The following is a 26,846-nucleotide window of genomic DNA, read 5'->3' on the forward strand; positions in this document are numbered from 1 at the left end:
GGCCCGCGGGCGGGGGCCGCGCGTGGCGGCAATGTCCGCCATGTTGCCATGCCGGCGCGGCGTCTGGCGTGTCCGGGCCGTCGCTACGCCGGCACGCGGACTTCGTTGACACACCGGCCCGCATCCCGTCCCTCTCCCGCGAGCCGGAGAGGGAGAACATCAGCAGGGCCCGAAACGCTTGCGGCTTACGAAGCTGCCACCACCCCGCAAGCAATGCGCCCACCCGCATTGCCGGTCGGCTGCGTCTTGTAGTCGTCCGGATCCTTGTGCACCACCACCGAGCGCCCGATCACGCTGTTGGCGCCGGTGCCGACCGACAACGACGGCAGCAGCATCCCGACGCGCACGTTGCCGTTGGCGTCGGCGGTGATGTTGTTCATGTCGCCGGCGTGGTGATCCGGCATGGTCATCTGGCCATGTGGCTTGCCGCCTGGATTGAAATGGCCGCCGGCGCTCATCGCGTCGGGCGCGGAGCAGTCGCCCTTTTCATGGACATGGAAGCCGTGGACGGTATTCGGCGGAAGTCCCGTGATCGAGGCGCTCATCAGCACGCCGCCCGGCTGCTGCTGGAAAGTCACGGTGCCGGCGGTGTTGGTGCCGCTCTTGGGCTGCAGCGTGGCCGTGGCGCGGGCACCGCTGGTGATGGACGACGATGCGGCGGAAGCGCTGGCGCCGGTGGCGCTGGATGAGGCCGAGGCGCTCGTGCCGGAACCGGCGCAGCCGGCCAGCACCACGGTCGCGGCAACGCAGGCGGCCAGGGGGATAAGCACTTGTTTCATCGGAATCCTCTTCTCGTCGTGATTTCGGATGAAACAGTATAGGTCGCCCAACGCGCTCGCGGCTTCCGGTTTTGTCCTATGAGGCACGCTTCGGATGCTCCCGGCGCTTGCAGCTTGCGCCAGAGCGTGGATCAGGCCGCCACCGCGAGGCGCTGCTGTACCGCACCAAAGTGCGGATGGCGCGAGAACAGGTCCGCCGCCCAGTTGACGAACACCCGCACCTTGGCCGAAAGGTGCCGGTTCTGCGGATACATCGCCGAGATCGGCAGCTCGTCGGTCTGCCAGTCGGCCAGGATCTCCACCAGCCGGCCGCTGGCCACGTAAGGATCGGCCATCGCGCGCGAGATGCGGGCGACGCCATGGCCCTCCAGCGTGCAGCCCACGTAGACCTCGGCATCGTTGGTCGAAATCGCCGAAGGCAGCAGCACCTCGCCGCGTTCCATGCCGCGCGCCATCGGCCACGGCATCTCGCGCCCGTTACGGTTGGACAGGTAGTTCACTGCCTTGTGCTGCGCGAGCTCGGCCAGGTCGCGCGGCGTGCCGGCGCGGTTCAGGTAGATCGGCGAGGCGTAGAACGCCAGCTTTACGTGGCCGATGCGGCGGGCCACCATCGATTCGTCCAGCGGAATCCCCACGCGCAACACCACGTCGACACCTTCCTGCAGCAGGTCGATGGGCTTGCCGTTGATGGTCAGCTCGAGCTTCAGGTCGGGGTAGGCCTGCAGGAAATCATTCAATGCAGGGACGAGGACCATGTTGGCCAGTGGCGCTGTGGTGTCGACCGACAATGTGCCGCGCGGCGAATTGTTCTGCCGCGTGAGCGACTGCTCGGCTTCTTCCACGTCCGCCAGGATGCGCACGCAGCGTTCGTAGTAGGCCGCGCCGTCGTTGGTCACGCTGATGCGGCGCGTGGTCCGGTGCAGCAGCTTGACGCCGAGGTGCGTCTCCAGGTTCTGGATCAGGCGGGTCAGCGTGGCCTTGGGCAGGTCCAGCGATTCGGCGGCGCGCGCAAAGCTGCCGACGTCCACGACCCGTGTGAATGCCTGCATTGATACGAGACGGTCCATGATGAGGTTCCGACGATAGATCCGAACGGCGTGCCGCGCGCGCTCGTGACGCGCACGGCGTGGCTGGTTGTTGTGATTGGGGGAGTGCTGCCGGCTGGCTGGCGCCGGGTGCGCGGGGGCGCGGGGCCGGCGTGGGTTTGTCAGGGCATGCAGCGCCCGCAACGAATAAAGCAGAGAAGCAGCGTCGCGGATCGCCATGCGTGCCAAGAGCCGGAGTGAATCACATTTTCGATGACCTTGTCACGCGTGGGGTTTCGGTCATTCCGGCGTTCCGCTGCAATGCTCCCGATTATTCCAATCCCGGAACAGTGCATTGGCGATCTCTCGCTTTATCCCATCCTCGTCAATCACCATAATTCGTTGCATCGCAACACTCAAGCGCATTGTTTTTCCCGTGCGCCGGACGCCATGCCAAACAAGCCAGGCCAACGCCAGAATGCCGCTCCCGCCGCCACCGGCCAGGGCGAGGCGCGCGTGGCCGAGCATACGGTAACGAGCGACGGCCGCGAGATTGCGGTGTGCGTGTGCTACCCGCCCGGCTATCCCGCGCCGGGCGCCGAGGCGGCCACGTGGTTGCCGTGGCTGGTGTACCTGCATGCCGGCGGCTTTGTCGATGGCGGCCTGGAGCATGCGCGCAAGCTGGTGCAGGACCTGGCCAGGGCGGTGCCGGCCGTGGTGGTGACGCCGGCCTATTCGCTGGCGCCCGAAAACCCGTTCCCGGCTGCGCCCGAAGACGCGCACAGCACGGTGCAGTGGGTGCTGCGCAATGCCCGGCGCCTGAAGCTGGACAAGACCCGCTTCGCATTGGTGGGCGAGGAAGCCGGCGGCAACCTGGCGATCGCGCTGGCGCAGATGCTGCGCGACCGCGGCACCGCGCAGCCGCGCGGCCAGTGGCTGATCCGCCCGGTGACCGACCCGTGCCTGCAGCATGCGTCGTGCGCGGGCTTCGGCAGCGGGCAGGTGCTGATGGAAACGTTGCGGCGCATGGCCTGCAACTATCGCGATTACTTGCCGACGCCGGCGGACAGCGTGCATCCCTATGCCGCGCCGGCGATGGCCTCGCGCCTGGCCGGGCTGCCGCCCACACTGGTCCAGGTCGCGGAACAGGATACGCTGCGTGCCGAAGGCGAGGCCTTCGCGCAGCGGCTGGGCAAGGCCGGTGTGCCGGCCCAGGCCATGATCATGCCCGGCGCCTGTGGCGACGGCGTGGAAGAGGCCCATGACGCGTGTCAGGCATGGGTCGACGAAGGTGCGCGGTTCTTGCAGCGATGTCTGGCTGCGACCGACGATACCTCACCCCTGACCGAACGCCAGGCTGGCGCATTTGCAAATGCAGGCGCCAGCCGGCCTGGAGCCAAGCCCGCCGGCTGAGCCGCTCCAGCCAATCGCCAGCCGGCTCTGTATCGGCCAGAGCCAGGTCCGCCGTTGGCATGGGCGGCCCTAAGTCCGACCATCCAATCTGAATCGGTTCCGATCCGCCTTTCGCGGACCGGCAGGCGGCGTTCGGCCATTTGCTTTTCCGGTTGAAGAAAACCCGAACAGGAGTTTGAGAAATGCAGCAGCAGAAGCGACGTACCCTGATTGCCCTTGCCATCGTCGTGGTGCTCGGTGCCGGCGTGGCCGGTTCGGTCCTGCGCCCGTGGCACAGCGGCGAGGCCCATGCCAACACCCCGCCGCCGGCCCCGTCGATCGAAGTGGCCGCCGCGGTGGGTCAGACCATCACGGAGTGGGACGAGTTTTCCGGCCGCCTGGAGGCGGTAGACCGCGTGGAGATCCGCCCGCGCGTGGGCGGCACCATCGATGCCGTCCATTTCCGCGAGGGCGCGCTGGTGAAGAAGGGCGATCCGCTCTTCACGATCGACCCGCGCCCCTACGCGGCGGAAGTCGCACGCGCCGAGGCCGCGCTGGGCGCCGCGCAGGTTCGCGCCGCGCACGCCAAGAGCGAGGGCGAACGCGCACAGCGGCTGCTGGACGACAACGCCATCTCGCGCCGCGAGTTCGACGAGCGCATCCACGCCGCGCGCGAAACCAGCGCCAACGTGCGCGCCGCGCAAGCGCAGCTGGAAACCGCGCGCCTGAACCTGGCCTATACGCGCATCACCGCGCCAGTGTCTGGCCGCGTATCGCGCGCGGAGATCACGGTGGGCAACCTCGTGGCCCCGGGCGTGGCGACGCCGCCGCTGACCACGGTGGTGTCGGTGTCGCCAATGTACGCGAGCTTTGAGATCGACGAGCAGAGCTACCTGCGCTACACCGCTCCCGGTGCCGGCGGCGGGCAGGCCAACCTGCCGGTCTACCTCGGCCTGGCCAATGAAGACGGTCATCCGCACCAGGGCAAGATCCAGTCGGTCGACAACCGGCTCGATACGCGCAGCGGCACCATCCGCGTGCGCGCCGTGTTCGACAACGACGACGGCCGCCTGCTGCCGGGCCTGTATGCCAAGGTCAAGATGGGCGGCGGCGCGCCGCATGCGGCGGTGCTGGTGAACGACCGTGCCGTCGGCACCGACCAGGGCAAGAAGTTCGTGCTGGTGGTCGACAAGGCCAACAAGCTGGTCTATCGCGAAGTCGAGCTCGGGCCCAACTATGAAGGGCTGCGCGTGATCCGCAAGGGGCTGAAGCCGGGCGAGAGCATCGTCGTCAACGGCCTGCAGCGGGTGCGGCCGGGCGATACGGTGCAGCCCAAGGCGGTGGCCATGGCCTACCGCAGCGAGCTGGAGCCGCGCCAGGCAGCGCCTGACCGCAAGCAGGCCGCTGCCGAGAAAGCCGATGCGGACGCCAAGCCGGTGAGCTGATCCGCCTACCGACAGCAGAAAACCTCTAGCGCTCCCCCGTAGATGTGGATGGCGCCCGCCATGGCGGGCCGCCAGGGGGCGCGCTACGCCAAAGCAAGCCAACGCAGGCAGAGACCAAGATGAATCTCTCTAAATTCTTTATCGACCGCCCCATCTTCGCGGGGGTGCTGTCGGTGCTGATCTTCCTGATTGGCGCCATCTCGATGTTCAAGTTGCCGATCTCGGAGTACCCGGAAGTGGTGCCGCCGTCAGTGGTGGTGCGCGCGCAGTACCCGGGCGCCAACCCCAAGGTGATCGCCGAAACCGTGGCTTCGCCGCTGGAGGAGCAGATCAACGGCGTCGAGGACATGCTGTACATGTCGTCGCAGTCCAACAGCGATGGCCTGCTCACGCTGACCGTGACCTTCAAGCTGGGCACCGACCCGGACAAGGCGCAGCAGCTGGTGCAGAACCGCGTCTCGCAGGCCGAGCCGCGCCTGCCGGAAGACGTGCGCCGGCTGGGCATCACCACCGTCAAGAGCTCGCCGGACCTGACCATGGTGGTCCACCTGGTCTCGCCCAACGACCGCTACGACATGACGTACCTGCGCAACTACGCGGTGATCAACGTCAAGGACCGCCTGGCGCGGATCCAGGGCGTGGGCCAGGTGCAGCTGTTCGGCTCGGGCGACTACGCCATGCGCGTGTGGCTCAACCCCGAGAAGATGGCCGAGCGCCAGCTCGCCACCAGCGACGTCATCAAGGCCATCCGCGAGCAGAACGTGCAGGTGGCGGCCGGCGTGATCGGTCAGTCGCCGTCGCTGCCGGGCGCTGACTTGCAGCTGTCGGTCAATGCGCAGGGCCGCCTGGGCACGGTGGAAGAGTTCGGCGATATCGTCGTGCGCACCTCGGCCGACGGCGCCGTGACCTACCTGAAGGATGTTGCCCGCATCGAGCTGGGCGCATCCGAATATGCGCTGCGCTCGCTGCTGGACAACAAGCCGGCAGTGGCGATCCCGATCTTCCAGGCGCCGGGCTCCAACGCCATCCAGATCTCGGATGACGTGCGCAAGACCATGGAAGAGCTGAAGCAGAACTTCCCGGACGGCATCGACTACAGCATCGTCTATGACCCCACGCAGTTCGTGCGCCACTCGATCGAGGCGGTGACGCATACGCTGTTCGAGGCCATTGCGCTGGTGGTGCTGGTGGTGATCCTGTTCCTGCAGACGTGGCGCGCGTCGATCATCCCGCTGCTGGCGGTGCCGGTGTCGATCGTCGGTACCTTCGGGCTGATGCATGCGTTCGGCTTCTCGATCAACGCGCTGTCGCTGTTCGGCCTGGTGCTGGCCATCGGTATCGTGGTTGACGATGCCATCGTGGTGGTGGAAAACGTCGAGCGCAATATCGAGGAAGGGCTGACGCCGAAGGAGGCCACCTACAAGGCTATGCGCGAAGTCAGCGGCCCTATCATCGCCATCGCGTTGACGCTGATCGCCGTGTTCGTGCCGCTGGCCTTCATGACCGGGCTGACCGGGCAGTTCTACAAGCAGTTCGCGCTGACGATCTCGATCTCGACGATCATCTCCGCATTCAACTCGCTGACGCTGTCGCCGGCACTGTCGGCCCTGCTGCTGAAGAGTCATGACGCGCCCAAGGACTGGCTGTCGCGCGGCATGGACCGCGTGTTCGGCGGCTTCTTCAAGCGCTTCAACAACTTCTTCGGCCGCAGCGCGGAAAGCTATGGCCGTGGCGTGAAGGGCGTGATCCGTCGCAAGGGTTCGGTGTTCGGCGTCTATGCGGTGATGCTGGCGCTGACCTGGGGTGTGTTCCAGCTGGTGCCCAAGGGCTTCGTGCCGGCGCAGGACAAGCAGTACCTGGTGAGCTTCGCCAAGCTGCCTGACGGCGCCACGCTGGACCGCACCGAGGACGTGATCCGCAAGATGAGCGATATTGCGCTGAAGCATCCGGGCGTGGAATCGGCGGTGGCTTTCCCGGGCCTGTCGATCAACGGCTTTACCAACAGCCCGAGCGCCGGCATCGTGTTCGCCACGCTCAAGCCGTTTGACGAGCGCAAGAGCGCCGAGTTGTCTGGCGCCGCCATTGCCGCGGACCTCAACCAGAAGTACGCGGCCATCCAGGATGCCTTTATCGCGGTGTTCCCGCCGCCGCCCGTGCAGGGCCTCGGCACCATCGGTGGCTTCAAGCTGATGATCGAGGACCGTGCGGCGCTGGGCTATGACGCGCTGTTCGAGGCGACCAATGCGTTTGCCAACAAGGCGCGCGCCACGCCCGAGCTGACCGGCATCTTCAGCAACTACCAGGTCAACGTGCCGCAGCTCGACGTCAAGCTGGACCGCGTCAAGGCCAAGCAGCTGGGCGTGCCGGTGACGGAGGTGTTCGATACGCTGCAGACCTACCTGGGCTCGGCGTACGTCAACGACTTCAACAAGTTCGGGCGGACCTACCAGGTCAAGGTGCAGGCGGATGCGCCGTTCCGCGCCCATGCCGAAGACATCCTGCAGCTGAAGACGCGCAACGCCGCCGGCGACATGGTTCCGTTGTCGTCGCTGGTGCAGGTGAAGCAGAGCTTCGGTCCGGACAGCGTGGTGCGCTACAACGGCTTTACCGCCGCCGACATGAACGGCGGGCCCGCGCCCGGCTTTTCGTCGGGGCAGGCGCAGGCCGCTGCCGAGCGCATCGCCGCGGAAACGCTGCCGAAGGGCATCAAGTTCGAATGGACCGAGCTGACCTACCAGGACATCCTGGCCGGCAATGCGGGTGTGTGGATTTTCCCGCTGTGCGTGCTGCTGGTGTTCCTGGTGCTGGCTGCCCAGTATGAAAGCCTGACGCTGCCGCTGGCGGTGATCCTGATTGTGCCGATGAGCCTGCTGGCGGCGATGACGGGGGTGTGGCTGACGCAAGGCGACAACAACATCTTCACGCAGATCGGTTTCATCGTGCTGGTGGGGCTATCCGCGAAGAACGCGATCCTGATCGTGGAGTTTGCGCGAGAGCTTGAACATCACGGCCGCACCGTGGTGCAGGCCGCGATCGAAGCCAGCCGCCTGCGGCTGCGCCCGATCCTGATGACGTCGTTCGCTTTCATCATGGGCGTGGTGCCACTGGTGGTGTCTAGCGGTGCCGGCTCGGAAATGCGCCATGCAATGGGCGTGGCGGTGTTCGCGGGCATGCTCGGCGTGACTTTCTTCGGACTGTTCCTGACGCCGGTGTTCTATGTGGCGCTGCGTTTGCTGGCGACGCGGGGGGAGCGGCGTAAGTCGTCTGCGTCGGTGGAAAACCGGGCGATGGCGTCCGCTGAATAGCGCGTGTTTGCTCCCCTCTCCCTCTGGGAGAGGGGCGGGGGAGAGGGCAGCGCTGGCAGTACTGTGGCGCTTCACTTCGCGCATGCGCCGGCCCTCTCCCCAACCCCTCTCCCGCGAGCGTGAGAGGGGGGGCTACCTCGGTGGCGTTGAACCCGCCAGAGCACAGAATAGTCAAGGAAATCCCAAAATGATTGCCCACATCACAAGGCAGTTGCCCCGAATCGCCACCCTTGCCGCCGCGCTGATCCTGGCCGGCTGCTCGCTGGCGCCGACCTACAAGGTGCCGGAGACCGCCACGGTGCCGGCCTACAAGGAAGCCGAGGCCGCGCAGGCCGAAGGCGCGCAATGGAAGACCGCGACGCCGGCCGAAGGCCAGCATCGCGGCGAATGGTGGAAGATCTTCGGCGACGCCGAGCTGGATCGCCTGATGGTTGCCGCTGGCGAATCCAACCAGGATCTCGCCATCGCCGCGGCCCGGCTGAAGCAGGCGCGCGCCTTTACTGGCGCGACCGAGGCGGATCTCTACCCGCAGCTCAGCGTGGGACTGGATCCGACCCGCTCGCAGCCGTCGGCCGCGTCGCAAGGCCTGCCCGACGGTACGCGGGTCTCGCCGCAGACCGTGCTGAAGGCACGCGCCTTCGCCAGCTATGAGCTGGACCTGTTCGGCCGCGTCGCGTCCAGCGTCAATGCCGCCCGCGCCGATGGCGAGGCCGCGGAGGACCTGTACCGCTCGGTGCAGCTCGCGCTGCAGGCCGACGTGGCGCAGGCGTATTTCGCGCTGCGCACGCTCGACAGCGAACGCGATTTGCTGAACGCGACCATCCGGCTGCGCGAGGATGCGCTGAAGCTGCTGAAGAAGCGCTACGACGCTGGCGAGACCACCGATCTCGACCCGGCCCGCGCCGAGGCCGAGCTTGGCACCGCGCGCGCCGACCTGGCCGGCATCGAGCGCCGCCGCGCCAACCAGGAGCATGCGCTGGCGGTGCTGACCGGCGTGCCGCCCGCGGCGTTCTCGCTGCCGGCGCGGCCGTTCGATGCCGCGCCGATCGCGATCCCGGCCGGGCTGCCGTCCGAGCTGCTGGAGCGGCGCCCGGACATCGCCGCGGCCGAGCGCCAGATGGCCGCTGCCAATGCCCGCATTGGCGTCGCCAAGGCGGCGTTCTTCCCGCGCATCACGCTGACCGGATTGTTTGGCTTTGAATCGGCGGACCTGTCGAACCTGTTCAAGTGGTCGTCGCGCACGTGGATGCTGGGTCCGCTGATCGGATCGACCATCGCGCAGACGGTGTTCGACGGGGGGCGCAACAGTTCCAACCTGGCCGGCGCCCGTGCCGCGCATGAGGAAAGCGTTGCCGCCTACCGGCAGACCGTGCTGGTGGCCTTCCGTGAAGTCGAGGACAGCCTGGCCGACGTGCGCTGGCTGAGCCAGCAGGCGGGGGCGTTGGACAGCGCGCTGGGCGGCGCGCGCCGCGCGGCGCGGATCTCGCGCAGCCGCTACGATGCCGGCGCGGTCGACTACCTGGCCGTGATCGATGCCGACCGCACCGTGCTGCAGTCCCAGCGCGAGGCCAATGCAGTGGCCGGTTTGCGCGCTGCCGCAACGGTGTCGCTGGTCCGCCGGCTGGGCGGCGGCTGGGGGCCATTGCCGGAGACGGTGGCGGCCGCGCAGCCGGGGCCGGCGCAATGACGCACTGCATCGCCGCGCCATGACCGCGGCGATGCTGGCGCGATGCCGCGGAATCACTACACTGGAAGCATCGCGCCACGCGTCCGGCGCGCCCCGGGACAGGCCCGCGGGCGCCGGGCTCCGCCGCCATGCTTCGCTTCAGGAAACCGATCTGGGGATTGATCTTTGCCGCGCTCGCGGTGGCGCTGCTGCTGGTGCCATTGCCATGGGCCGACCGCACCAGCATCCATGATGAAGTGGTGATCGCCCGGACGCCGGCCGAGGTGTTCGACTACATTTCCACGCCGCAGCACTGGCCAGCGTGGTATCCCGCCTCGGGCGCGGTTGCCGGAGCGACGGATCATCCGCTGGGGCTCGGCGAGCGCGTGGCCGAAAGCTTCGTCGCAGGCGAGCGCAGCGCCGTGGTCATCTGGACCGTCACGATCAGCCAGCGGCCGCGCATCTGGGCGATCGCGGGCGAGGTGCCGGGCGGGCGCCGGGCCGGCACCATCACCTATAAGCTCACGCCGGCCATGACGCCGTCGCTGACGCCGTCGGCGGAAAGTACGCGTTTCGAACGGGAATTCAGCTACCAGTCGCCCACGCTGCTCTTTGCGCTGATCAATCGCCTGATGCTGCGCTCGCGCCTGCAGTCCGAGTCCGCGGAGGCCGTCAGGCGCCTGAAGGCGAGGCTGGAGGCACCGCAGGTGCCATAGCCTTGCACGGCGGGGCGATCGGCACTAAGTTGGAAACAGCGGCCGACGCCGCTGCATGGAGGATTGCCATCACCATGACGCCCCGTACCCTTGGCCTCGACACCGCAACATGGACATGGCGGCTGGCATTGGGCGCCACGCTGGCGCTGGCGTTGCAGTTCGGCGCCGGAACATCGCGCGCCCAGCCGCATGAGTCGGGCTCGATCACGATCGGCGGATCTGCGCAAGTGCAGGGGCCGGTTCGGGTCCATGGCACGCTCACCGTCGCCGGCCACGTCTATGCCAGCGGCCCGCTGACCGCGGCGTATTTCACCGGGCCGGTCAGCGCCCGCGCCGTGCCGTATCGCGGCGGCTACCTGAAGGTGTTCAAGGGCCCGTTGACCGTGCATGGCGACATGGTGGTCAATGGCGACCTGACCGTTGCCGGACCGCTGACCGTTGATGGCCCGCTTGCCGCCAGCGGCGGCATCGACGCCGACGGGCCGATGCGCGAGCGCGACTACGGTCGCTGAGGCCGCAGCCCTGCTGGGCGCCGTTTCCCTGTTGCACAATACCGGCTTTGCAGTCACTGCAATCCGGACGGGGAACACGCATGGCAAAGCAGGGCGAGGGCGCACTGGGCCTGAGGGGCATCGCAATTTTCGAGGCGGCCAAGGGCTTGCTGGTGATCGTCGCCGGCCTGGGGCTGGCGGCGCTGCTGCACCGTGATGCGCAGGCGCTGGCCGAAGCCATCATCCAGCGCCTGCACGTCAACCCCGCCAGCCGTTATCCCACCATCTTCCTGTCGCTGCTCGCGCATCCCGACAACGCGCGTTTGTGGGCGATCGGCGGCTCGGCGACGGTCTATGCGCTGATGCGCTTCGCCGAGGCTTACGGACTATGGCGCGGGCTCGCGTGGGGCAACTGGATCGGCGTCTGGTCCGGCGGCATCTATATCCCGCTGGAGCTGTATGAAGCCTTTGTCCATCCGAGCTGGCTGCATGGTGGGCTGGCGGCGGCCAACTTGCTCGTAGTGCTGTACCTTGCGCGGGGATTGCTGTTGCGGCGCGTGTCCGCTGGCTAGGGCCTTCCGGCGGTCAGGGCGAGATCGATCAGCAACGGGTCGTGGTCGGAGGAACGGTATGCATCGGGGGCGTAGTAGGCCGGCACCGAAGGCGCGCCGGGGGCCGGCGCATACGAGAACGCCGCCGGCTCGTCGGCATTGATATGCCATGCCTGCACGGCTACGACATGCCTTGCGGCAGCGGCATCGGCGAGCACATGGTCGAGGTAGCCGGCCTGCCCGTTGTAGACGTAGCTGTAGGCTTGCGCTCCCGCGAGCTTCGCCACCATGTCCGCATAGCCGCGCCGTGCCAGCAGGCGTACCGGATCTTCCATGGCATAGCTGTTCAGGTCGCCGATCACCAGCACGCCCGCGCCCGTCGGCACTGTATCGAGCCAGTCGGCCAGCATGCCGGCTGCCTGCACGCGCGCGGGATTCCAGCATCCCTGTCCATCCCCCTGGTCGGCCTGCAGGCCAACGGCATCCGCGCAGTTCTTTGACTTGAGGTGGTTGACCACCACCGTCACAGGCGCGCCGCCGGCCTTTGCCCGGAAGCTGGCGGCGAGCGGCTGCCGGCTGCGGGCGCCCAGCCACGTGGTGGCGGCACGGCCGACGATCTCCGTGGCGCGGGCGTTGTAGAGCAGGCCCACCGCGATCGCATCGCCACCGAGCCCGAGCGCGGGCGTGCCGGGATCGACGACGCGCCAGTCGGGCCCGAGCCGCGCCGCCAGTTGCCGCACGGCGCTGTCCGGGCCAAAGCCGTTGTTCTGCAACTCCATCAGCCCGATCACGTCGGCATCCAGCGCGCGCAGTGCGGCCGCCAGCTTGGCCTCCTGCCGGGCCAGCGCCGCGGCGCTCCGCGCGCCACGGTTGTCGGCCGAAGCGAGACCGCTACTGCCGCCGTTGAAGAAGTTTTCCACGTTGAATGCCGCCACCCGCAGCGTTGCGGCGGGATGGCGCGCCGGCGTGCCCGGGCGCGGATTGGCGGCCTGGAACGTCGGAGTCCGCGCGCCGCGCACCGGCTGCAGGCGCCATTGCCCGTGGCGCTTCTCCAGCACGCCGGCTACGCCGCTGACGGTGTCGCCGACACGCAGCGGATGGGTGGCGGCAAGCCGCGGCGGCGGGTAGGGCACCACTTCCGGATACTGGCGCGTCGAGCCATCGTCGAGCAGCAGCCGGTTGCGCGAATTGGCCGCCGCGGCCTGCGCTGCCGCCGCGCCCGGCAAGGCGACCTGCGTCGGCGCAAGCGGGCGCCCGAGGCTCAGCGCCAGCGTGCCGTAGCGCGCCAGTTCATGGGTATCGCTGACTGTCAGCGTCTGCGGCAGCCTGACCAGCATGCCGGCACGGGCACGCAGGTCGGCATCGCTGGCAGGCAGCGTCAGCGTTGCCGGCGTGACCGGGATGCCGCTGGCGCAGACCGTCGGCGGATCCGACAAGGTCAGCTGCGTTTGTCCAAATTTTTCCTCGACCCTTCCGGACAGGCGCACGACGTCGCCCGCGCGCGCCACTGCCCGCGGCGCATAGACAAACAGCCCTTCGGAAATGCCCGGCCGCTGCTGGCGTTGGGCGTCAGCCTGCTGCACGAAGAAGCCGCGCAGGCCGCGATCGCCGCTGAAATCCGCGGTGACCACCGCTTCGACTTCCACCGTGCGGCCGGACAACGCGCCGCCATCCTGGATCTGGGCAATGGCGGTCGCCGGCGCGCCGCATGGCTGCACGGCGCCAAATGCCGGCGCGGCACCGGGCAGGCAAAGAAGAACGGCAAGGACGGGGACGCAAAGGCCCCCGGACAGTGGTCGCGAGCGTGTTGGCATGGTAGCTCTGGCAGCGAAGTGGCAAGGTCGTCGATGCTAGCCGAGCCGTGTAACGGAATGCTTTCCGCGGCATGTGGCGCCGCGATCGTGCTAAGGTAGCAGGAACCCGCCGGCGCGCGCCGGCCTCCAACCCAAAGCACCCGGAATCGCCATGATCAAGGAAATCGCCCAACTCACCATCAAGCCCGGCATGGAGCAGCAGTTCGAACAGGGCGTCAGCCAGGCCAAGCCGCTGTTCCTGCGCTCGCGCGGCTGCCACGCCGTGCAGCTGTTCCGCTCGATCGAGCAGCCTGAGCAATACACGCTGGTGGTCGACTGGGAAACCGTGGAAGACCACATGGTCCACTTCCGCGAATCGCCCGAATTCCAGCAATGGCGTGGCCTGGTGGGCGATACCTTTGCCGCGCCACCGAATGTGCACCACGTATCCAAGGCTCTGTAAGCGCGTCGCATGAACACACGGCCCGAGCGTCCCCGCCATTTCTCGATGCTGCGCGAGCTGCAGCTTGCCGACGTGTTCACGCTCGGCAATGCGGCCTGCGGCATGGCGTCGGTGTTCTTCGCCATGTTCTACGTCGCGGACCAGCAGCTGTCGCACTTCTATACGGCCGCGGCGCTGGCGCCGCTGGCCTTTATTTTCGACGTGCTCGACGGCCGCATCGCGCGCTGGCGCCATGCGCATTCGGCGCTGGGTCGCGAGCTCGATTCGCTGGCCGACGTGATCTCGTTCGGCGTCGGGCCGGCCACGCTGGCGTTTGCCGCCGGCATGCGCGGTGGCTGGGACCTGGCCATCCTGATCTACTTCGTCTGCTGCGGCGTGAGCCGGCTGGCGCGCTTCAACGTCACCGCCGAAACGCTGGCTGCCGGCAGCGACAGCGGCAAGGTGGCGTATTTCGAAGGCACGCCGATCCCGACCAGCGTGCTGCTGACCGCCGTGCTGGCATGGTGTGCCTGGCAAGGGCAGTTGGGCGGCGACCTGCCTGGCGGCGCCTGGGTGCTGGGGCCTGCCGTGCTGCATCCGCTCGCGCTGCTGTTCGCGCTGTCGGGCACGCTGATGGTCAGCAAGACGCTGCGCATCCCCAAGTTCTGAGTCCGCCCGCGCGCGAAGATCACCGTCAATCCGGAATGGACCAGCGCCTGCGCGGAAGCCCCGCGCGGGCGCTGCCTGGCTATCCGGTTTTTATTGATGGTTTTAGGTCGGCGCGCCGAGCCAGGACCGCATGCCGCCGAGCGCACGGCGTTCTATGAACACCCCGCACCATGCGCGACGCGAAGTTTATCAATTGACAAGTCAAAAGAAAAACACTGGCGCGTGGAGTCGGGCAAACTTTCGTCGGGATCGGACCGCAATCTGGCGATTTCGGCTCGCCCTGCATCATTGGTTGCGCTGCCGATTCCGCTCAGGCTCATGCGCGTGCCGGCTCCGCAACACCGGCTGCGCGCTTGCGGCTGGCCGCTAGCGCCAGCAGTGCCGCGACCAGGCAGGCCGCGCCGGCTGCATACAGCGCCGGCGTGTAGGTCAGCAGCAGCGTGCGGGTCATCCCCGCGCCGAACGCCGCCACGGCCGCGCCGATCTGGTGGGCCGCGAAGATCCAGCCGAACACCATCGGCGCGCGCTCGCGCCCGAAGGTGGTTGCGGCCAGCTTGACCGTCGGCGGCACGGTGGCGATCCAGTCCAGCCCGTAGAACATGGCAAAGATCGACAAGCCGTACAGAGTGAAGGTCGAATGCGGCAACCAGAACAGCGACAGGCCGCGCAGCGCGTAGTACCAGAACAGCAGCTTGCGGCTGTCATAGCGGTCCGACAGCCAGCCCGACAGGATCGTGCCGACGAAGTCGAAGGCGCCCATCATCGCCAGTGCCGACGCCGCCGGTACCGGGCCCATGCCGAAGTCGCCGCAGAGCGCGATGAAGTGCGTCTGGATCAGGCCGTTGGTGCTCAGGCCGCAGATGAAAAAGGTGCCGGCCAGGATCCAGAAGGCTTGCGTGCGCGCGGCGTCGCGCAACACCACGAAGGGACCGCGCAGCGTCAGCGGTGCCGGGGGCGCCGGCGGCTGCACCGGCGTCGCGGCCGGGACTTCGCCGAACGCCGCCAGGCCCACGTCGGCGGGGCGATTGCGCATCAGGCCCAGCACCAGCGCTGCCAGTAATGCGCACGCGGCCAGCACGGGCAGCACGGCGACGCGCCAGCCCATATGCTCGATCAACCAGGCCGCCACCGGCAGGAACGCGAGCTGCCCCGTGGCCGAGCTGGCGGTCAGGACGCCGATAACCAGCCCCCGCCGCGCGCTGAACCAGCGGTTGGCGATCACGGCAGCCAGCACCAGCGCGGTCAGCCCGGAGCCGACACCCAGCATCAGCCCCCATGCGAAGAAGAGCTGCCACAGCTCGGTCGACACCGTTGCCAGCGCCATGCCGCCTGCGATCAGCGCCAGCGCCACGCAGACCACGTTGCGCACGCCGAAGCGCTCCATCAGGATGGCTGAAAATGGAGCCATCAGCCCGAACAGCGCAAAGCGGAAGGCGAGGATTGACGAGACCTCGTCGGTGTTCCAACCCATCTCTCGCGTCAGCGGCGACAGGAACGCGCCGGGCAGGCCGAGCGCGGCCGAGGTGGCAAGCATCACCAGGAAGGTAAGGGCGGCGATCACCCACGCGTAGTGGACGCCGCGCCGGTCGAGCCGGCTGGATAAGGCTTGCGCGAACATTGGTTGTCTCTGGCCTCGGTTGGGGTGGCGACAGGCGAAAGGGGGCCGGTCCGCCGGCCCGGAGGGGCCAGGGGCAAGTCCCGGCACGTGGTTGAAAGAGCGGGATCTGGGCTAGGCGGAACTGCCCAGCAAACGGCTGCGGACGGCCTCGAGCATGGCGTCGGAGATCGGATCGCCCTCGGTTGCGCGCGCCAGCGTCAGCGCCCCGACCAGCATGGCCATGCGGACCAACGCTTCTTCCTCGCGTACCTGCGGTTCATCGCTGGCTACGGTCTTCGCCATGTCACCGACCAGCACCTTGAAGCCGTCCAGGAAAGCCTGCCGCACCGGCTTGTCTGCGGGCTCGCGTGCTACGTCCACCGCCAGCGAAGCGGCAGCACAGCCGGCGCCAGGGTTGGCGCAGTGCGCAGCCGTCAGGTAAGGCTCGACCAGGCTGGCCAGCATGGCATGCCGGTCGCTACCGGCGCGCGCCAGGCGGCGCTCCCAGCGCGCGGCGGATTCTTCAAACGCGCGCTTGCAGGCCTGCGCGGCCAGCGCATCCTTGGACGCAAAGTGGCCATAAAAGCCGCCGTGCGTCAGGCCGGCGCCGGCCATCAGCTCGGCGACGCTGACGCCGTTCAGTCCGCGCTCGCGGAACAGCCGCGACGACGTTTGCTCGATCGCTTCGCGGTTCTTGTCGGCTTGTTCGCGTGATGCGCGTGCCATGTGCAGGACTCCTCGGATTTCTGCCTTGACCGCAGTTTAGATGATGCTCATACTTTATTCAATAGATGTCGATCATCATCTATATATCCAATACATCCCAACCGTCACCTTAAGGAGTCACCCGCCGTGCAAAACCTTTTCGATTTGAACGGCCGCGTTGCCGTGGTTACCGGATCCACCCGCGGCATGGGCCTGGTCATGGCGCAGGCGCTGGGCAGCGCCGGCGCAGCAGTGGTGGTATCGGGACGCGACGGCGAAGCCGCACGCTCCGTCGCCGCACAGCTGGAAGCGGAAGGCATCCGCGCCACCGGCATCGCCTGTGACATTGCCGACGTCGACAGCGTGCGCGCCTTCGCCGAGCAGGCGCTGGCCGCCTACGGCCGGGTCGATGCGCTGGTCCTCAATGCGGCAGCTGGCGCCACGCCGGGTTCCATGCTGGCGCAAGGCCCCGATGTGTTCGAGGCGGCCATGGCCGGCAACGTACGCGGCAACCTGATGCTGGTGAATGCACTGGCGCCGCAGATGGCGGAGCGCCGCGATGGTTCGATCACTTTCATGTCGAGCATCGCGGCGAAGCGCGGTTCGGCCTTCCTTGGCTTGTACAGCGTGACCAAGGCAGCGATCGACCAGGCCATGCGCAGCCTTGCGCTGGAGCTTGGCCCGTCCGGCATCAACGTCAATGCGATCAATCCGGGCCCGGTGCGCACGGAATTCTCGCGCGATGCCCTGTGGGGCGACCCCGAACGCGAAGCGCGGCTGGCCGCGGGCGTGCCGATGCGGCGCATCGGCGAGGCGGAGGATGTGGCGGGGCTGGCCGTGCTGCTGGCGGCGCCGGCCGGACGCTATATCCACGGCCAGAGCATCGGGGTGGATGGGGGCTTGTCGGCGCAGTAAAGTGATGCGCGCCCCGGAGCAGGGCGCGCGCCGCTTGCGGCGATACAACTATTCGGTCGCCGTGAACCCGGAGGCCATGATCACAGGCTTCCACCGCGCCCGCTGGTCCTGGATCGTCTGGCGCAGTGCCGTCGCCGGCTGGCCATTCAGTTCCATGCCCAGCGTCGCCATCTTGTCGCGGATGTCGCGCGCACGAACCGCCTCCAGCAGCGCTTTCTCCAACCGGGCAACGGTGGCGGGCGGCGTGCCCGCCGGCACGAACGCCGAATACCAGCCGGAGGCGGTCTCGAAGCCGGGGGCGCCGGCTTCCGCCAGCGTCGGCACGTCAGGCAGTAATGATGAGCGCCGGGTGCCGGTAACGCCGAGGAAGCGGATCTTGCCGGCGCGATACAGCTCCATCTGCCCGGCAATGGCGTCGATGCCAATGGGTAGCGTGCCACCGATTTCGTCGGTCAGCATCATCACCACGCCCCGGTACGCCGTGGGCGTCAGCGGCACCCCGATTTCCTTGCTGAGGGTGACGACGCCGAAATGAATGCTGCCGCCGAGAGTCACCAGTCCGACGCCGCCTCTCGAGGGATCGCGCTTCACCCACGCCAGGTATTCCTGCATGGTCCGGTACGGCTGGCTGACGCTGGTCGATGCCACCAACGGCACATCTGCAAGGTAGGCGACAGGGACCAGATCCTTGTCCGGGTCGTAGGGCAGTTGCTTGTAGGTCAGCGGGAAGATCGTGAACGGCGGCGCCGGCGAAATCAGCAACGTCTTGCCATCAGCGGGCGAGCGCCGGACGTTGTCCAGCGCCAGCCGAGCTGAAGCGCCCGGACGATTTTCCACCAGCACCGGCGTGTCGAGGGAGACGCGCAGCTTCTCCGCCAGCGCGCGGGCAAAGATGTCAAGGGCGCCGCCAGGCGCGAATCCAACCACGATGCGCAGCGGGGCATCGGTTGGGGCCGCGAGCGCGGTGGCCGGCAAGGCGCCGATGCCTAAGGCAAGGGAAATGCCGACTGCGAGCTTGCGCAGTGCGAATCGGACCGGCATGGTGTCTCCTTTCTGGAAGCAAGAATACTTTGATGGTCAGACCGGCTGGATCGCGGCGTGTTCGTCCAGCGGATAGATGGGACGGCGCAAGTTGCGGAAGGGAAACTGGCTGTAGTCCGAGCTGCAGACGCCAGGGCCGGCCACCAACACGATGTCCCTCGCGATGGGCTCGAAGCCGGCGCGGAAATGCTGGCGCGACTTGATCAGGACATACTTGCGGCGCGACAGGTCGATCCCGGCGTGGGTGAAGACGCCCATATCGAATGGCTCCTGCGGCTTCTCGCAGACCACGACCAGCGTGCCGTCCACGTCAAGCACCGCTGTCCGGCCCAGGCTGAGCCGCATGCCGGTGAACATCGGCCCAGTGACCTGGTAGGCGCCATCGGTGATGCAACGAACCTGTCCGGTCAGGCGCAGCGGCTTGCCCTTGAGGCCGAGCGCAGGCATGTCGGTCTTTCCGCCGACGTCGACCGTCACGGTCTTGCCGACACCCGCCTCGATCATGCGTGCCACGGCACCCGGATCCCAGAAGGGGCCGGCGACAACATCCTTCAGCCCCTGCCGCAGCACTTCACCAAGGACCGTCATCTCGTCGGTCGGACCGCCCGCGCCGCAGTTGTCGCCGTGATCGACGAGGATCACGGGGCCCGCTTCGGCATCGCGTGCGCGCGCAATGGACGTTTCCATGGGTTCGAGTGGGAACACGAAGTCGGCGCGGCGCTCCCAGGCGGCGGCGCTGAGTTCGTCGAGCAACTGCGCGCCCGCGTCGGCATGGGCCGCATCGGCTACCACGACCACCGTCAGGCCGACATGTGGAATATCCGCAAGCGGAAAGCCGCCAAAGATCGAGACGTTCAACACCTCGCCGTCGCGCTCCGCGGCGATGGCCCGATCCATGATGTCCTTCATCGGCTGCTCGCGCGGCGTCTGGCGCAGCATGTGGGTCAGCATCGGCAGCGTGCGCCACAGCATGACCGGGCGGACTTCGCCGCGAAGCGCCGCCATCAGCGTGTGCGCCGCGCGCGCCCCGGTCTCGTACACGTCGACGTGCGGGTAGGTCCGGTAGCCGGCAATGACCGTCGCGTTTTCCACCAGTGCCTTGCTGAAGTTGGCATGGAAATCGAGCGATACCGCGATCGGTACCTCCGGCGCGGCGGCGCGGATCCGCGCAAGCAGCTCGCCTTCGGCATCCGCAAGGCCTTCGGCCACCATGGCGCCGTGCAGGTCGAGCATGACGGCGTCGCAGCCTGCTCGCACCGCTTCGACAATGGTGGTCGACATCGATTCGAAGGCTTCCCGCGTCACCACCCCGCTCGGTACGGCATTGGCCATCAGCGGCATCACGAAGTCGTCGCCCTGCGCGACGACCAGATCCATGAACGCCGCCGCGGCACTGTTGGTGCCCTGGCAGGCGCGCACTGCGTCGTCGCCATATAACGGGCCATCGGTGCTGCTGCCGCGGCTGAAGGCGGAGAGCGGCGTCGGAATCGGCGAGAAGGTATTGGTCTCATGCCGCATCAGGGCGATGACGAAACGCATTAGCGGGCTCCAGGAAAGGTGTCGGACGTCATGTCAGTTGGATTCGAGATTGACCGTGCGAGCGATGGCGCCGTAGCGCACGGTCTCGGCCTGGATCAGGCGCCGGCTCTCAGCGGGGGTGGTGAGGACCGGTTCGTAGGCGAGCGACTGGAGCCGTTCGATAAAATCAGGCTCCTGCACGCTGGCGCGCACCTCCCGGTACAGCCGCTCCACGATGGCATCGGGTGTGCCGGCCTTGGCGACGAGCGCCAGGTTGGCGCGAATGAGCAGGGCTTCCTTGCCGTCAGCGGCCTGCCGCTCCAGCTTGGGGAATTGCGCGACGGTCGCCGTTTGCAGCACTGCCAGCGGCTTGACCTTGCCGTCACCGACGTAGCTGATGGAGGAGCCGATGACATCCACATGGGCATCGGTCTGGCCGCCGATCAGGTCCGACATGGCTGGCGGAGAGCCGCGATACGGCACGATGGTGAAGTCCAGGCCGTTACGGCGCTTCCAGTCCGCAAGGCCGAGATGCGCCGCGCCGGCGACCGCATTGATGCTGATCGAGACCCTGCCCGGGTGCTTGACGATGTAGTCCCTGAGTTCGGTCAGGTTCATCTGCTTGCGGTCCACCCGCGTGACGATCCAATGCGGCACGGTGTTCACGATGGTGACGGGCGTGAAATCCCGGTCGGGGTTGTAGCGCAATCCCTTGACGGTATGCGGATTGATGTTCAGCGTGCCGTCGCTCGCGAGCAGCAGGGTATTGCCGTCGGCCTTGTCCTTCAGTACCGACATCACGCCCGGCACGGTGGCGCCGCCGGCGATGTTCTCTACCACGACCGGCTGCCCGAGCCGCTGTTCCAGCTTGCGGGCCAGGGTGCGGCCCACGATGTCGTAGGAGCCCCCGGCGGGAAACGGCACGACCAGCCTCAGCGGCCGATCCGGCCAGGCCGCGGCGGCGGCGGGATTCGTCGCAACAAGCATGGTGCCCACCATGGCGCCAGCCATCACCCCACGTGCGATCCTGGCAAAAGTGTTCGATGTGATCATCGGTCCTCCTCCTGAGGTCTTCCGCCTCGTTTGTATTGATGGAATGGCGCCGACTATAAGGGAGCGGTGTCTCTACCAAAAGCGAATAAAAGTCTTGGTATGTCAACCAAACGGTTAACTCTTAGAATGCCGCTAACCCACCGATATTTGTCGTTCACCCATGTCGAATGATCCTGCCCGCGCCGTCCGGGAATCCGCACAGTCCATGCTTGGCCGCCTGAAACTGCGTCATCTCCGCCTCGTCCTCGCACTCAGCGAAGCGGGTACGGCCGCGGCGGTGGCTGAGCGCCTGCATGTCAGTCCGGCTGCAGTGTCGAAGGCTTTGGGGGAAATCGAGGACATTGTCGGCACGCCGCTCTACGCCAGAGGCCGACGCGGCCTGGTGCTGACCGAGCCAGGCCGCGAGATGGCGGCGCACGCCAAGGTGATGCTGGCGCAGTTCGAGCGACTGGCGGAATCGCTGCACGCGGTGCGTGCGGGCAGCCAGGGCGAATTGCGCATTGCCTTTCGTACGATCTCGGTGCAGCCGCTGCTGGCGCAGGCGATGACCGATTTCCATCGCGACAATCCGCGCGTGGAAATCAGCGTGATCGAGGGCGGCATCGGCGAACTGACGGAGCAACTGATCGACGGCTCGCTCGACCTGCTGTTCGCCTACGACGATCCTCGCCTGTCTCGGCCGGCATTGCGGACCACGCCCGTGGTGCCAGCCCAGAATGTTGTCATCGTGGCCAGCCGCGACCACCCGCTGCTGGCGCGCCGCAAGATCGCGGCACAGGCCTTGTCATCCGAGCGGTGGTGCATACCAGCAGCCGGATCGCGCATGCTCCACCTGCTTCACACGGCCTTCCACGCCTTTGGCGTCGCGCCGCCGGCATCGGGCATCCGCACGAGCGATGTTGCCGCGACCGCAAGCCTGATGCAGACGGGACATTACCTGGCAGTCTTCCCCGAGCGGATCGCCGCGCAGCTCTGCGAGGCCAAGGTTGCACGAATCCTCCGCTTCGACCTGTGCAGCCACGTGGAGCCGGTGGTCGTGGTCTGGAATGGCGAGGTCACGCCGCGGCCGGCTGCGCAGCGCTTCCGGGACCTGGTCGTGGAACGGGCCAACCTGGGTGCCTGGCGGCACGAAGACGTGCCGGTGCTGGGCGCGCGTGCCGTGGCTGCGGCGGGCATGGTGGACCGGAAACCGAAGCCGTCAGCGAAATCGTAAGCAACGCGGGGCCAACGCATGCCCGATCGTTGCAAAGATGTGGTGGCGCCGTACCGCATGAGCCCGAAATCCGAGCGTGTCACGGCGTAGGCAGCGCGCACGAACTCGCCAAGGTCGACATCATGGGCGTGGGGACGGCGTTGCCGCCGCGCATCCGTCCCACCCTGGCGGAAGCGGATCGCCGGCAATGGCTTGCACTTCGTTATCGACATGCGGATGCAAAGAAGAGATAGACCTCTATTAGGCAGGCACACGTTACGGTTATACTCCGCGCTTCACAATTAACGGGTAATCGACAATGGTCGCTGCAACGAAAGCAACGAAGGTCAGGGCAGTTTCGAAGAACAAGCCTGCCGCAAAGAAGGTGGCCGTGCCAACGAAAAAGGCCAGCGTGCTCGCACGTGAGGCTCAGGCAGCGAAAAAGCGCTTGCTGAAGCTGCGCGCTGACACGAAGAAGGCCATCGAGGCGGCAAAGAGCGAAGTTGCACAGGCGGTGGACGCCGCAAGGTCCGCGCTGCGCTTCGAGAAGCAAGCCGCAAAAGACAAGCTGGCGGCGAAGAAGGCAAAGGCTGCGGGCGCCAAGAAAGCCACAGGTAAAACAGCCGCCACGAAGGCGGCCCCGAAAAAGGCTGTGGCCGGTAGCAAAGCCTCCGCAAAAGCTGCGCCGAAGAAGGCCGCAGTGAAAGCCGTGACGAAGAAGCGGACTCCCGCAAAGAAGGTGGTTCCGACCGTAGCGACACCCGAAGTTTCGGCGTAATCGTTGCCTCGGCTGGTACGGTACTTCGGCAGCCGGTCGATGACGGAACATGGGCGCACAGCTTGCGCCCAGCCTAACGCTCAGCGGAACCGTGCATCGAGCCAATTGTCTTCAGCAAATCGCACCGGCATCGATCAACCGCTTATTCCGCCTGGGTCATAGTGGATGAGGCACAGCTTATTGGTTCCACGACCAGTGCGACGAGATTTATGCACCACACCGACGACTCTCTTTTGGAGCACGAAGCCTCTGCAATCCACGAGCCCCGACTTTGGCGAGACAAGGGCTGGACTGCCCGGATTATCAAGAACGAGGATGGCGATGGCTGGGCCGTCGAGATGATCCGGGATGGCAGCGCCGAGCCCGCACTTGTCGGTCCCTGGACCATGGGTCGAAACAAGGTCGATCCGAAGCCGCTCGATGCCACGGCCCACCAGGTGCTGGTCAAGACTGCCGCGGAAGTCATCCGACGGCATGAGCAGCAACTGCACGCTCAACTCAACAAGCAGTGCAATCTCGAAACCGATTCCGGAACCGTGACCGTCAAGCTTGTCGTCACGCCAGATGAATTAGAGCCCTTCGGTACGCTCACGGCCGCGGATCCCTTCGGTGAAGTGATTGCAACCGTCAAGGTACCGCCCGACTTTCGCCTGACGCGCGATAGTGCCGCCCGCTGGGCGGCTGATGGCTTTGGCAAGATCCGCTAATGCCGCACAAGGCGGAGGCTGCAGCCCATCCCGGCAGTTTGCTATCGTAGCGACGCCTGTCCGCATCGATCAACGCCCGGTGCGGTTTGGGTCTGGCACACCGGGCTCAACGAGCCACAGGTGTCATGCATCATGCATCGACCAAGTCAGAATAACGTGGTTGCCGCCGCTGTCCGTCGACCGCAATTCCATTTCGTTGCCTATCCGGCCGAAGCGAACAAACGGCGCCACCTCTGCCTGCCGGCATGCTTGGAGGTGTTGCAGCAATGCCCAGCCGACGTATAGTGAAAACCTGGCTTACCCTGGCGCACTGGCATTGTTGCCACTGCCAGAGCCAGCCGGTCAGGTCGGCTGCATGCCACGTCGTGATCGGGAGCAAGCCTCCTGGCAGCAAAGGATCATGCGCGTTTGGCATTCTTCGGAGGCCGCATGCTGTATCAGCTTGCCGAGTATCAGCGCGCACTCCTTGCGCCGTTCACCGCGTGGGCGGCGAATGCGGCAAAGTCGTTGGTTGCTCCTGACAGCCCCCTGGTACGAGTCCCGGGCGCCGCGTACTTCGCCGCTGGCTATGACATCTTGTACCGGCTCGGGAAAACCTGGGAGAAGCCTACGTTTGGTATCGCCGCCATCGAGCACGATGGCCACGCCATTCCCGTGGTTGAACAGGTCGTGTTGGAGAAGCCGTTCTGCCGCCTGCTGCGTTTCGCCCACGATGCAGTCGAGCTTGACGCCACCACCCGGCGGCCGACACCAACGGTACTGGTCTGCGCGCCGCTGGCGGGGCATCACGCCGTCATGCTCCGTGACGTGGTGCACGCATTGCTGCCCGAGCACGTCGTGTATGTGACGGACTGGAAAGACGCGCGCGGCGTTCCGCTTGCCGAGGGGCCGTTTCACCTTGATGACTATGTAGCCCAGCTGCAAACCTTTATTCGCTGGATTGGGGCGGAGCCGCTGCACGTCCTTGCCGTTTGCCAGGCCACGGTGCCGGCCCTGGCAGCGATTTCGTTGTTGGCGAGTGCGGGTGAGCCGACCCCGGCGAGTCTAATCCTGATGGGAGGACCGATCGATGCCCGCCGCAACCCCTCGGTGATCGACCGGCTGGTTGCGCGCCACCCTCTGGCGTGGTTTCAATGGCACCTGATCCAGACGGTACCCCATCCCTACCCCGGCGCTGGTCGCAAGGTGTACCCGAGCTTTCTTCAAATGGCCGGCCTCTTGGGGGCACAGCCGTGCCGTCTGGTGGAGGTCCAGCGGGACTACTTCCTGGATCTCGTGCAGGGCGAGGTCGAACTTGCCGAGATGCACCGGCGCATCTACGAAGCGCATCTCGCCTTGCTCGACTTGGCCGCCGAGTTCTATCTGGACACCGTCCAGGTCGTATTTCACGAGTTCCGTCTGGCGCGCGGCAATTGGCGCATCCAGGGGCAGGCGGTGCGACCGCAGGATATCCGCACTACCGCGTTGCTGACGATCGAGGGCGAGCGGGACGCCATTTCCGCGCGCGGCCAGACCCAGGCTGCGCACGATCTGTGTCGAAGCATCGCCGCACGCGACAAACGGCATGTGACAGTGCGCCGGTGCGGTCACTACGATCTGTTCTGTGGGCCCAGGTGGCGCACCGACGTGTTCCCTGACATCTGTGCGCTGACCCGGCGAGGCACTTGAGTGTCGCATACCCGTGGGTAGGTGGTGGCCGGTTACCGACCCCATATCCGTGGAGCGACTCGTGCGATTACGCCGGCGCTGACGGGCGATGCCTTTCGCTGCTATGAATGACGTCCCTGACGAGTGGATATACTTGCGTCGCCCAGTGCCGTCCCGCAAAGACGCCATAGTGCCCGACCGCGGTCTGCACATAGTGGTGCTTCAGGTAGGGCGGCAGGTTGCTGCACAGGGCGTGGGCCGCCGCAGTCTGCCCGACCGCACAGATGTCGTCGTCTTCTCCTTCAATGGTCAGCAGCGCCGTGTGCCGGATGGCCCGCAGATCCACGCGACGGCCACGTACCATCAGTTTCCCGCGCGGCAGCGCGTGCTGCTGGAAGACCTTCCTGACGGTGTCCAGATAGAACTCCGCCGGCACGTCCATGGTCGCAAAGTAATCCGCATAGAAGGCACGGATCGCCGCCGCTTTCTCCGTATCGCCCTGTGCCAGGAGCTGATAGCAATCCATCAGCGAGCTGGCGTGCCGCTCCGGGTGCATGGACAGGAAAGCCGCCACCTGCACGAAGCCGGGGTAGACGCGTCGCCTGGCTCCGGCGAAGCGCAGCGGGACCACATCGATCAGATTTTGCTCGAACCATGTTAGCGGTGTGCTTACCGCCAGCTCGTCGACGCGGGTGGGCTGGACGCGCGTATCGTTCGGGCCAGCGATCAGCGTCATGCTGCGCGGTGGAGCGGGGTGTCCATCCTCGGCCATCAGGGCAACCGCCGCCAAGGTGGCCACGGTCGGCTGGCAGACTGCCACCACGTGTACATCCGGGCCCAGCAGCCCAAGAAAGTCAATCAGCAACGCGATGAAGTCGTCCAAGCCGAACGGTCCGTGCGAAACCGGCACGTCACGCGCATTGTGCCAATCGGTGAGGTAGACGTCATGGTCGGGCAGCATGGTGGCGACCGTCGGTCGCAGCAGCGTGGCGAAGTGCCCCGCCAGCGGCGCGATTAGCAGCACGCGCGGTTGGCGCATTGGTACCGCCTTTCTAAAATGCACAAGTGAGCAGAAGGCTGTGCTGCGCTCCACCACTTCGTCGACCGCGACCGTCTCACTGCCGATCGGCACGCTGTGGATACCAAATTGCGGACGCTCGTGACGAAGACGCACCAATGTTAGCCATTCATAAAGCGCGCAAATTTCCCGTGCCCGGCGCCACGAGGAAGCCGCGTCAGGTGACGCGTGGCAGGTGGCGGCTGCGAAACCGGCCACCGCGCGCAGCGGGGCCAGCAGGTCGGATACCGCTTGATATGTCTGGTACATCATGAAGCACACCAATCACAGCTGGTCGACGATGCCAAGCGAAATCCGATGTGGGCTCCAATTGCCACGTCGAGTTCGCTTTGTCTATCGTG

Annotated in this window: 23 protein-coding genes; 14 read left to right on the plus strand and 9 right to left on the minus strand. The window is 66.6% G+C overall.

What is annotated here, in order from left to right:
• Nucleotides 1–185: 185 nt before the first annotated feature.
• Both ACIP1U_RS21380 and ACIP1U_RS21385 read right to left on the minus strand, forming a co-directional pair.
• Entirely contained in the window at nt 186–779 is a 594-nt protein-coding gene (locus ACIP1U_RS21380; protein WP_400318998.1) for a superoxide dismutase family protein, read from the minus strand.
• A gap of 131 nt (nt 780–910) precedes the next feature.
• Nucleotides 911–1,846 carry a LysR substrate-binding domain-containing protein gene (locus tag ACIP1U_RS21385; protein ID WP_400319001.1) on the minus strand — a complete coding sequence of 312 codons (936 nt, stop codon included), beginning with the start codon at nt 1,844–1,846 and terminating at the stop codon, nt 911–913.
• 408 nt (nt 1,847–2,254) lie between these two features.
• On the opposite strand from ACIP1U_RS21385, the gene ACIP1U_RS21390 reads away from it, so the two are divergent.
• The 7 genes from ACIP1U_RS21390 to ACIP1U_RS21420 all read left to right on the plus strand — a co-directional run bounded on the left by ACIP1U_RS21390 (nt 2,255) and on the right by ACIP1U_RS21420 (nt 11,391).
• A complete protein-coding gene (locus ACIP1U_RS21390; protein WP_400319004.1) occupies nt 2,255–3,217 on the plus strand; it encodes an alpha/beta hydrolase in 963 nt (320 codons plus the stop codon).
• A 182-nt stretch (nt 3,218–3,399) separates the two neighbouring features.
• Nucleotides 3,400–4,641: an efflux RND transporter periplasmic adaptor subunit gene (locus tag ACIP1U_RS21395; RefSeq protein WP_400319006.1), complete on the plus strand. Its 1,242-nt coding sequence runs from the start codon at nt 3,400–3,402 to the stop codon at nt 4,639–4,641.
• A 119-nt stretch (nt 4,642–4,760) separates the two neighbouring features.
• Nucleotides 4,761–7,946 carry an efflux RND transporter permease subunit gene (locus tag ACIP1U_RS21400; protein WP_400319009.1) on the plus strand — a complete coding sequence of 1,062 codons (3,186 nt, stop codon included), beginning with the start codon at nt 4,761–4,763 and terminating at the stop codon, nt 7,944–7,946.
• Nucleotides 7,947–8,133: 187 nt separating this feature from the next.
• Nucleotides 8,134–9,633, plus strand: coding sequence for an efflux transporter outer membrane subunit (locus ACIP1U_RS21405; protein WP_400319011.1), 1,500 nt, complete (start codon nt 8,134–8,136; stop codon nt 9,631–9,633).
• Between the two features lie 128 nt (nt 9,634–9,761).
• Complete coding sequence (locus ACIP1U_RS21410) at nt 9,762–10,328, plus strand: SRPBCC family protein (protein ID WP_400319014.1); 567 nt, start codon at nt 9,762–9,764, stop codon at nt 10,326–10,328.
• A gap of 74 nt (nt 10,329–10,402) precedes the next feature.
• Nucleotides 10,403–10,840 carry a hypothetical protein gene (locus ACIP1U_RS21415; protein ID WP_400319017.1) on the plus strand — a complete coding sequence of 146 codons (438 nt, stop codon included), beginning with the start codon at nt 10,403–10,405 and terminating at the stop codon, nt 10,838–10,840.
• A gap of 80 nt (nt 10,841–10,920) precedes the next feature.
• The gene (locus ACIP1U_RS21420) at nt 10,921–11,391 is read left to right on the plus strand and encodes a DUF2127 domain-containing protein (RefSeq protein WP_400319020.1); all 471 of its coding nucleotides are present in this window, start codon (nt 10,921–10,923) and stop codon (nt 11,389–11,391) included.
• On the opposite strand, the gene ACIP1U_RS21425 is transcribed toward ACIP1U_RS21420, so the two are convergent.
• Complete coding sequence (locus ACIP1U_RS21425; protein WP_400319023.1) at nt 11,388–13,184, minus strand: ExeM/NucH family extracellular endonuclease; 1,797 nt, start codon at nt 13,182–13,184, stop codon at nt 11,388–11,390. The genes ACIP1U_RS21420 and ACIP1U_RS21425 overlap by 4 nt on opposite strands.
• 151 nt (nt 13,185–13,335) lie before the next feature.
• Between ACIP1U_RS21425 and ACIP1U_RS21430 the strand changes: the two genes are divergently transcribed.
• Both ACIP1U_RS21430 and ACIP1U_RS21435 read left to right on the plus strand, forming a co-directional pair.
• Nucleotides 13,336–13,626 (plus strand): antibiotic biosynthesis monooxygenase family protein, encoded by a 291-nt coding sequence (locus tag ACIP1U_RS21430; protein WP_400319026.1) that lies wholly within the window; start codon nt 13,336–13,338, stop codon nt 13,624–13,626.
• A gap of 9 nt (nt 13,627–13,635) precedes the next feature.
• The gene (locus ACIP1U_RS21435; protein WP_400319029.1) at nt 13,636–14,274 is read left to right on the plus strand and encodes a CDP-alcohol phosphatidyltransferase family protein; all 639 of its coding nucleotides are present in this window, start codon (nt 13,636–13,638) and stop codon (nt 14,272–14,274) included.
• A gap of 316 nt (nt 14,275–14,590) precedes the next feature.
• On the opposite strand, the gene ACIP1U_RS21440 is transcribed toward ACIP1U_RS21435, so the two are convergent.
• The gene (locus tag ACIP1U_RS21440) at nt 14,591–15,892 is read right to left on the minus strand and encodes an MFS transporter (RefSeq protein WP_400319031.1); all 1,302 of its coding nucleotides are present in this window, start codon (nt 15,890–15,892) and stop codon (nt 14,591–14,593) included.
• 111 nt (nt 15,893–16,003) lie between these two features.
• Nucleotides 16,004–16,597: a TetR/AcrR family transcriptional regulator gene (locus ACIP1U_RS21445; RefSeq protein WP_400319034.1), complete on the minus strand. Its 594-nt coding sequence runs from the start codon at nt 16,595–16,597 to the stop codon at nt 16,004–16,006.
• A gap of 126 nt (nt 16,598–16,723) precedes the next feature.
• Between ACIP1U_RS21445 and ACIP1U_RS21450 the strand changes: the two genes are divergently transcribed.
• Nucleotides 16,724–17,491 carry an SDR family NAD(P)-dependent oxidoreductase gene (locus ACIP1U_RS21450; RefSeq protein WP_400319037.1) on the plus strand — a complete coding sequence of 256 codons (768 nt, stop codon included), beginning with the start codon at nt 16,724–16,726 and terminating at the stop codon, nt 17,489–17,491.
• Nucleotides 17,492–17,539: 48 nt separating this feature from the next.
• On the opposite strand, the gene ACIP1U_RS21455 is transcribed toward ACIP1U_RS21450, so the two are convergent.
• Genes ACIP1U_RS21455 through ACIP1U_RS21465 form a run of 3 tightly spaced genes read right to left on the minus strand, consistent with a single transcriptional unit; the run spans nt 17,540 to nt 21,103 of the window.
• Nucleotides 17,540–18,532, minus strand: a complete 993-nt coding sequence (locus ACIP1U_RS21455; protein WP_400319040.1) for a tripartite tricarboxylate transporter substrate-binding protein — start codon at nt 18,530–18,532, stop codon at nt 17,540–17,542.
• Between the two features lie 36 nt (nt 18,533–18,568).
• Nucleotides 18,569–20,071, minus strand: a complete 1,503-nt coding sequence (locus ACIP1U_RS21460; RefSeq protein ID WP_400319043.1) for a M81 family metallopeptidase — start codon at nt 20,069–20,071, stop codon at nt 18,569–18,571.
• 33 nt (nt 20,072–20,104) lie between these two features.
• Nucleotides 20,105–21,103, minus strand: a complete 999-nt coding sequence (locus ACIP1U_RS21465; RefSeq protein ID WP_400319045.1) for a Bug family tripartite tricarboxylate transporter substrate binding protein — start codon at nt 21,101–21,103, stop codon at nt 20,105–20,107.
• 205 nt (nt 21,104–21,308) lie between these two features.
• On the opposite strand from ACIP1U_RS21465, the gene ACIP1U_RS21470 reads away from it, so the two are divergent.
• The 4 genes from ACIP1U_RS21470 (at nt 21,309) to phaZ (ending at nt 25,448) form a co-directional block, all read left to right on the plus strand.
• Entirely contained in the window at nt 21,309–22,316 is a 1,008-nt protein-coding gene (locus ACIP1U_RS21470) for a LysR family transcriptional regulator (RefSeq protein WP_400319048.1), read from the plus strand.
• A 298-nt stretch (nt 22,317–22,614) separates the two neighbouring features.
• Nucleotides 22,615–23,073 (plus strand): fumarate hydratase, encoded by a 459-nt coding sequence (locus ACIP1U_RS21475; protein WP_400319051.1) that lies wholly within the window; start codon nt 22,615–22,617, stop codon nt 23,071–23,073.
• Between the two features lie 209 nt (nt 23,074–23,282).
• Nucleotides 23,283–23,780: a hypothetical protein gene (locus tag ACIP1U_RS21480; protein WP_400319053.1), complete on the plus strand. Its 498-nt coding sequence runs from the start codon at nt 23,283–23,285 to the stop codon at nt 23,778–23,780.
• A gap of 429 nt (nt 23,781–24,209) precedes the next feature.
• Nucleotides 24,210–25,448, plus strand: a complete 1,239-nt coding sequence (gene phaZ / locus ACIP1U_RS21485; RefSeq protein WP_400319056.1) for a polyhydroxyalkanoate depolymerase — start codon at nt 24,210–24,212, stop codon at nt 25,446–25,448.
• Nucleotides 25,449–25,515: 67 nt separating this feature from the next.
• Here phaZ and ACIP1U_RS21490 read toward each other — a convergent pair whose 3' ends face one another.
• Entirely contained in the window at nt 25,516–26,757 is a 1,242-nt protein-coding gene (locus ACIP1U_RS21490; protein ID WP_400319059.1) for a polyhydroxyalkanoate depolymerase, read from the minus strand.
• Nucleotides 26,758–26,846 lie beyond the last annotated feature (89 nt).

This window comes from Cupriavidus sp. NPDC089707 (assembly GCF_044748965.1).
Lineage (GTDB): Bacteria > Pseudomonadota > Gammaproteobacteria > Burkholderiales > Burkholderiaceae > Cupriavidus.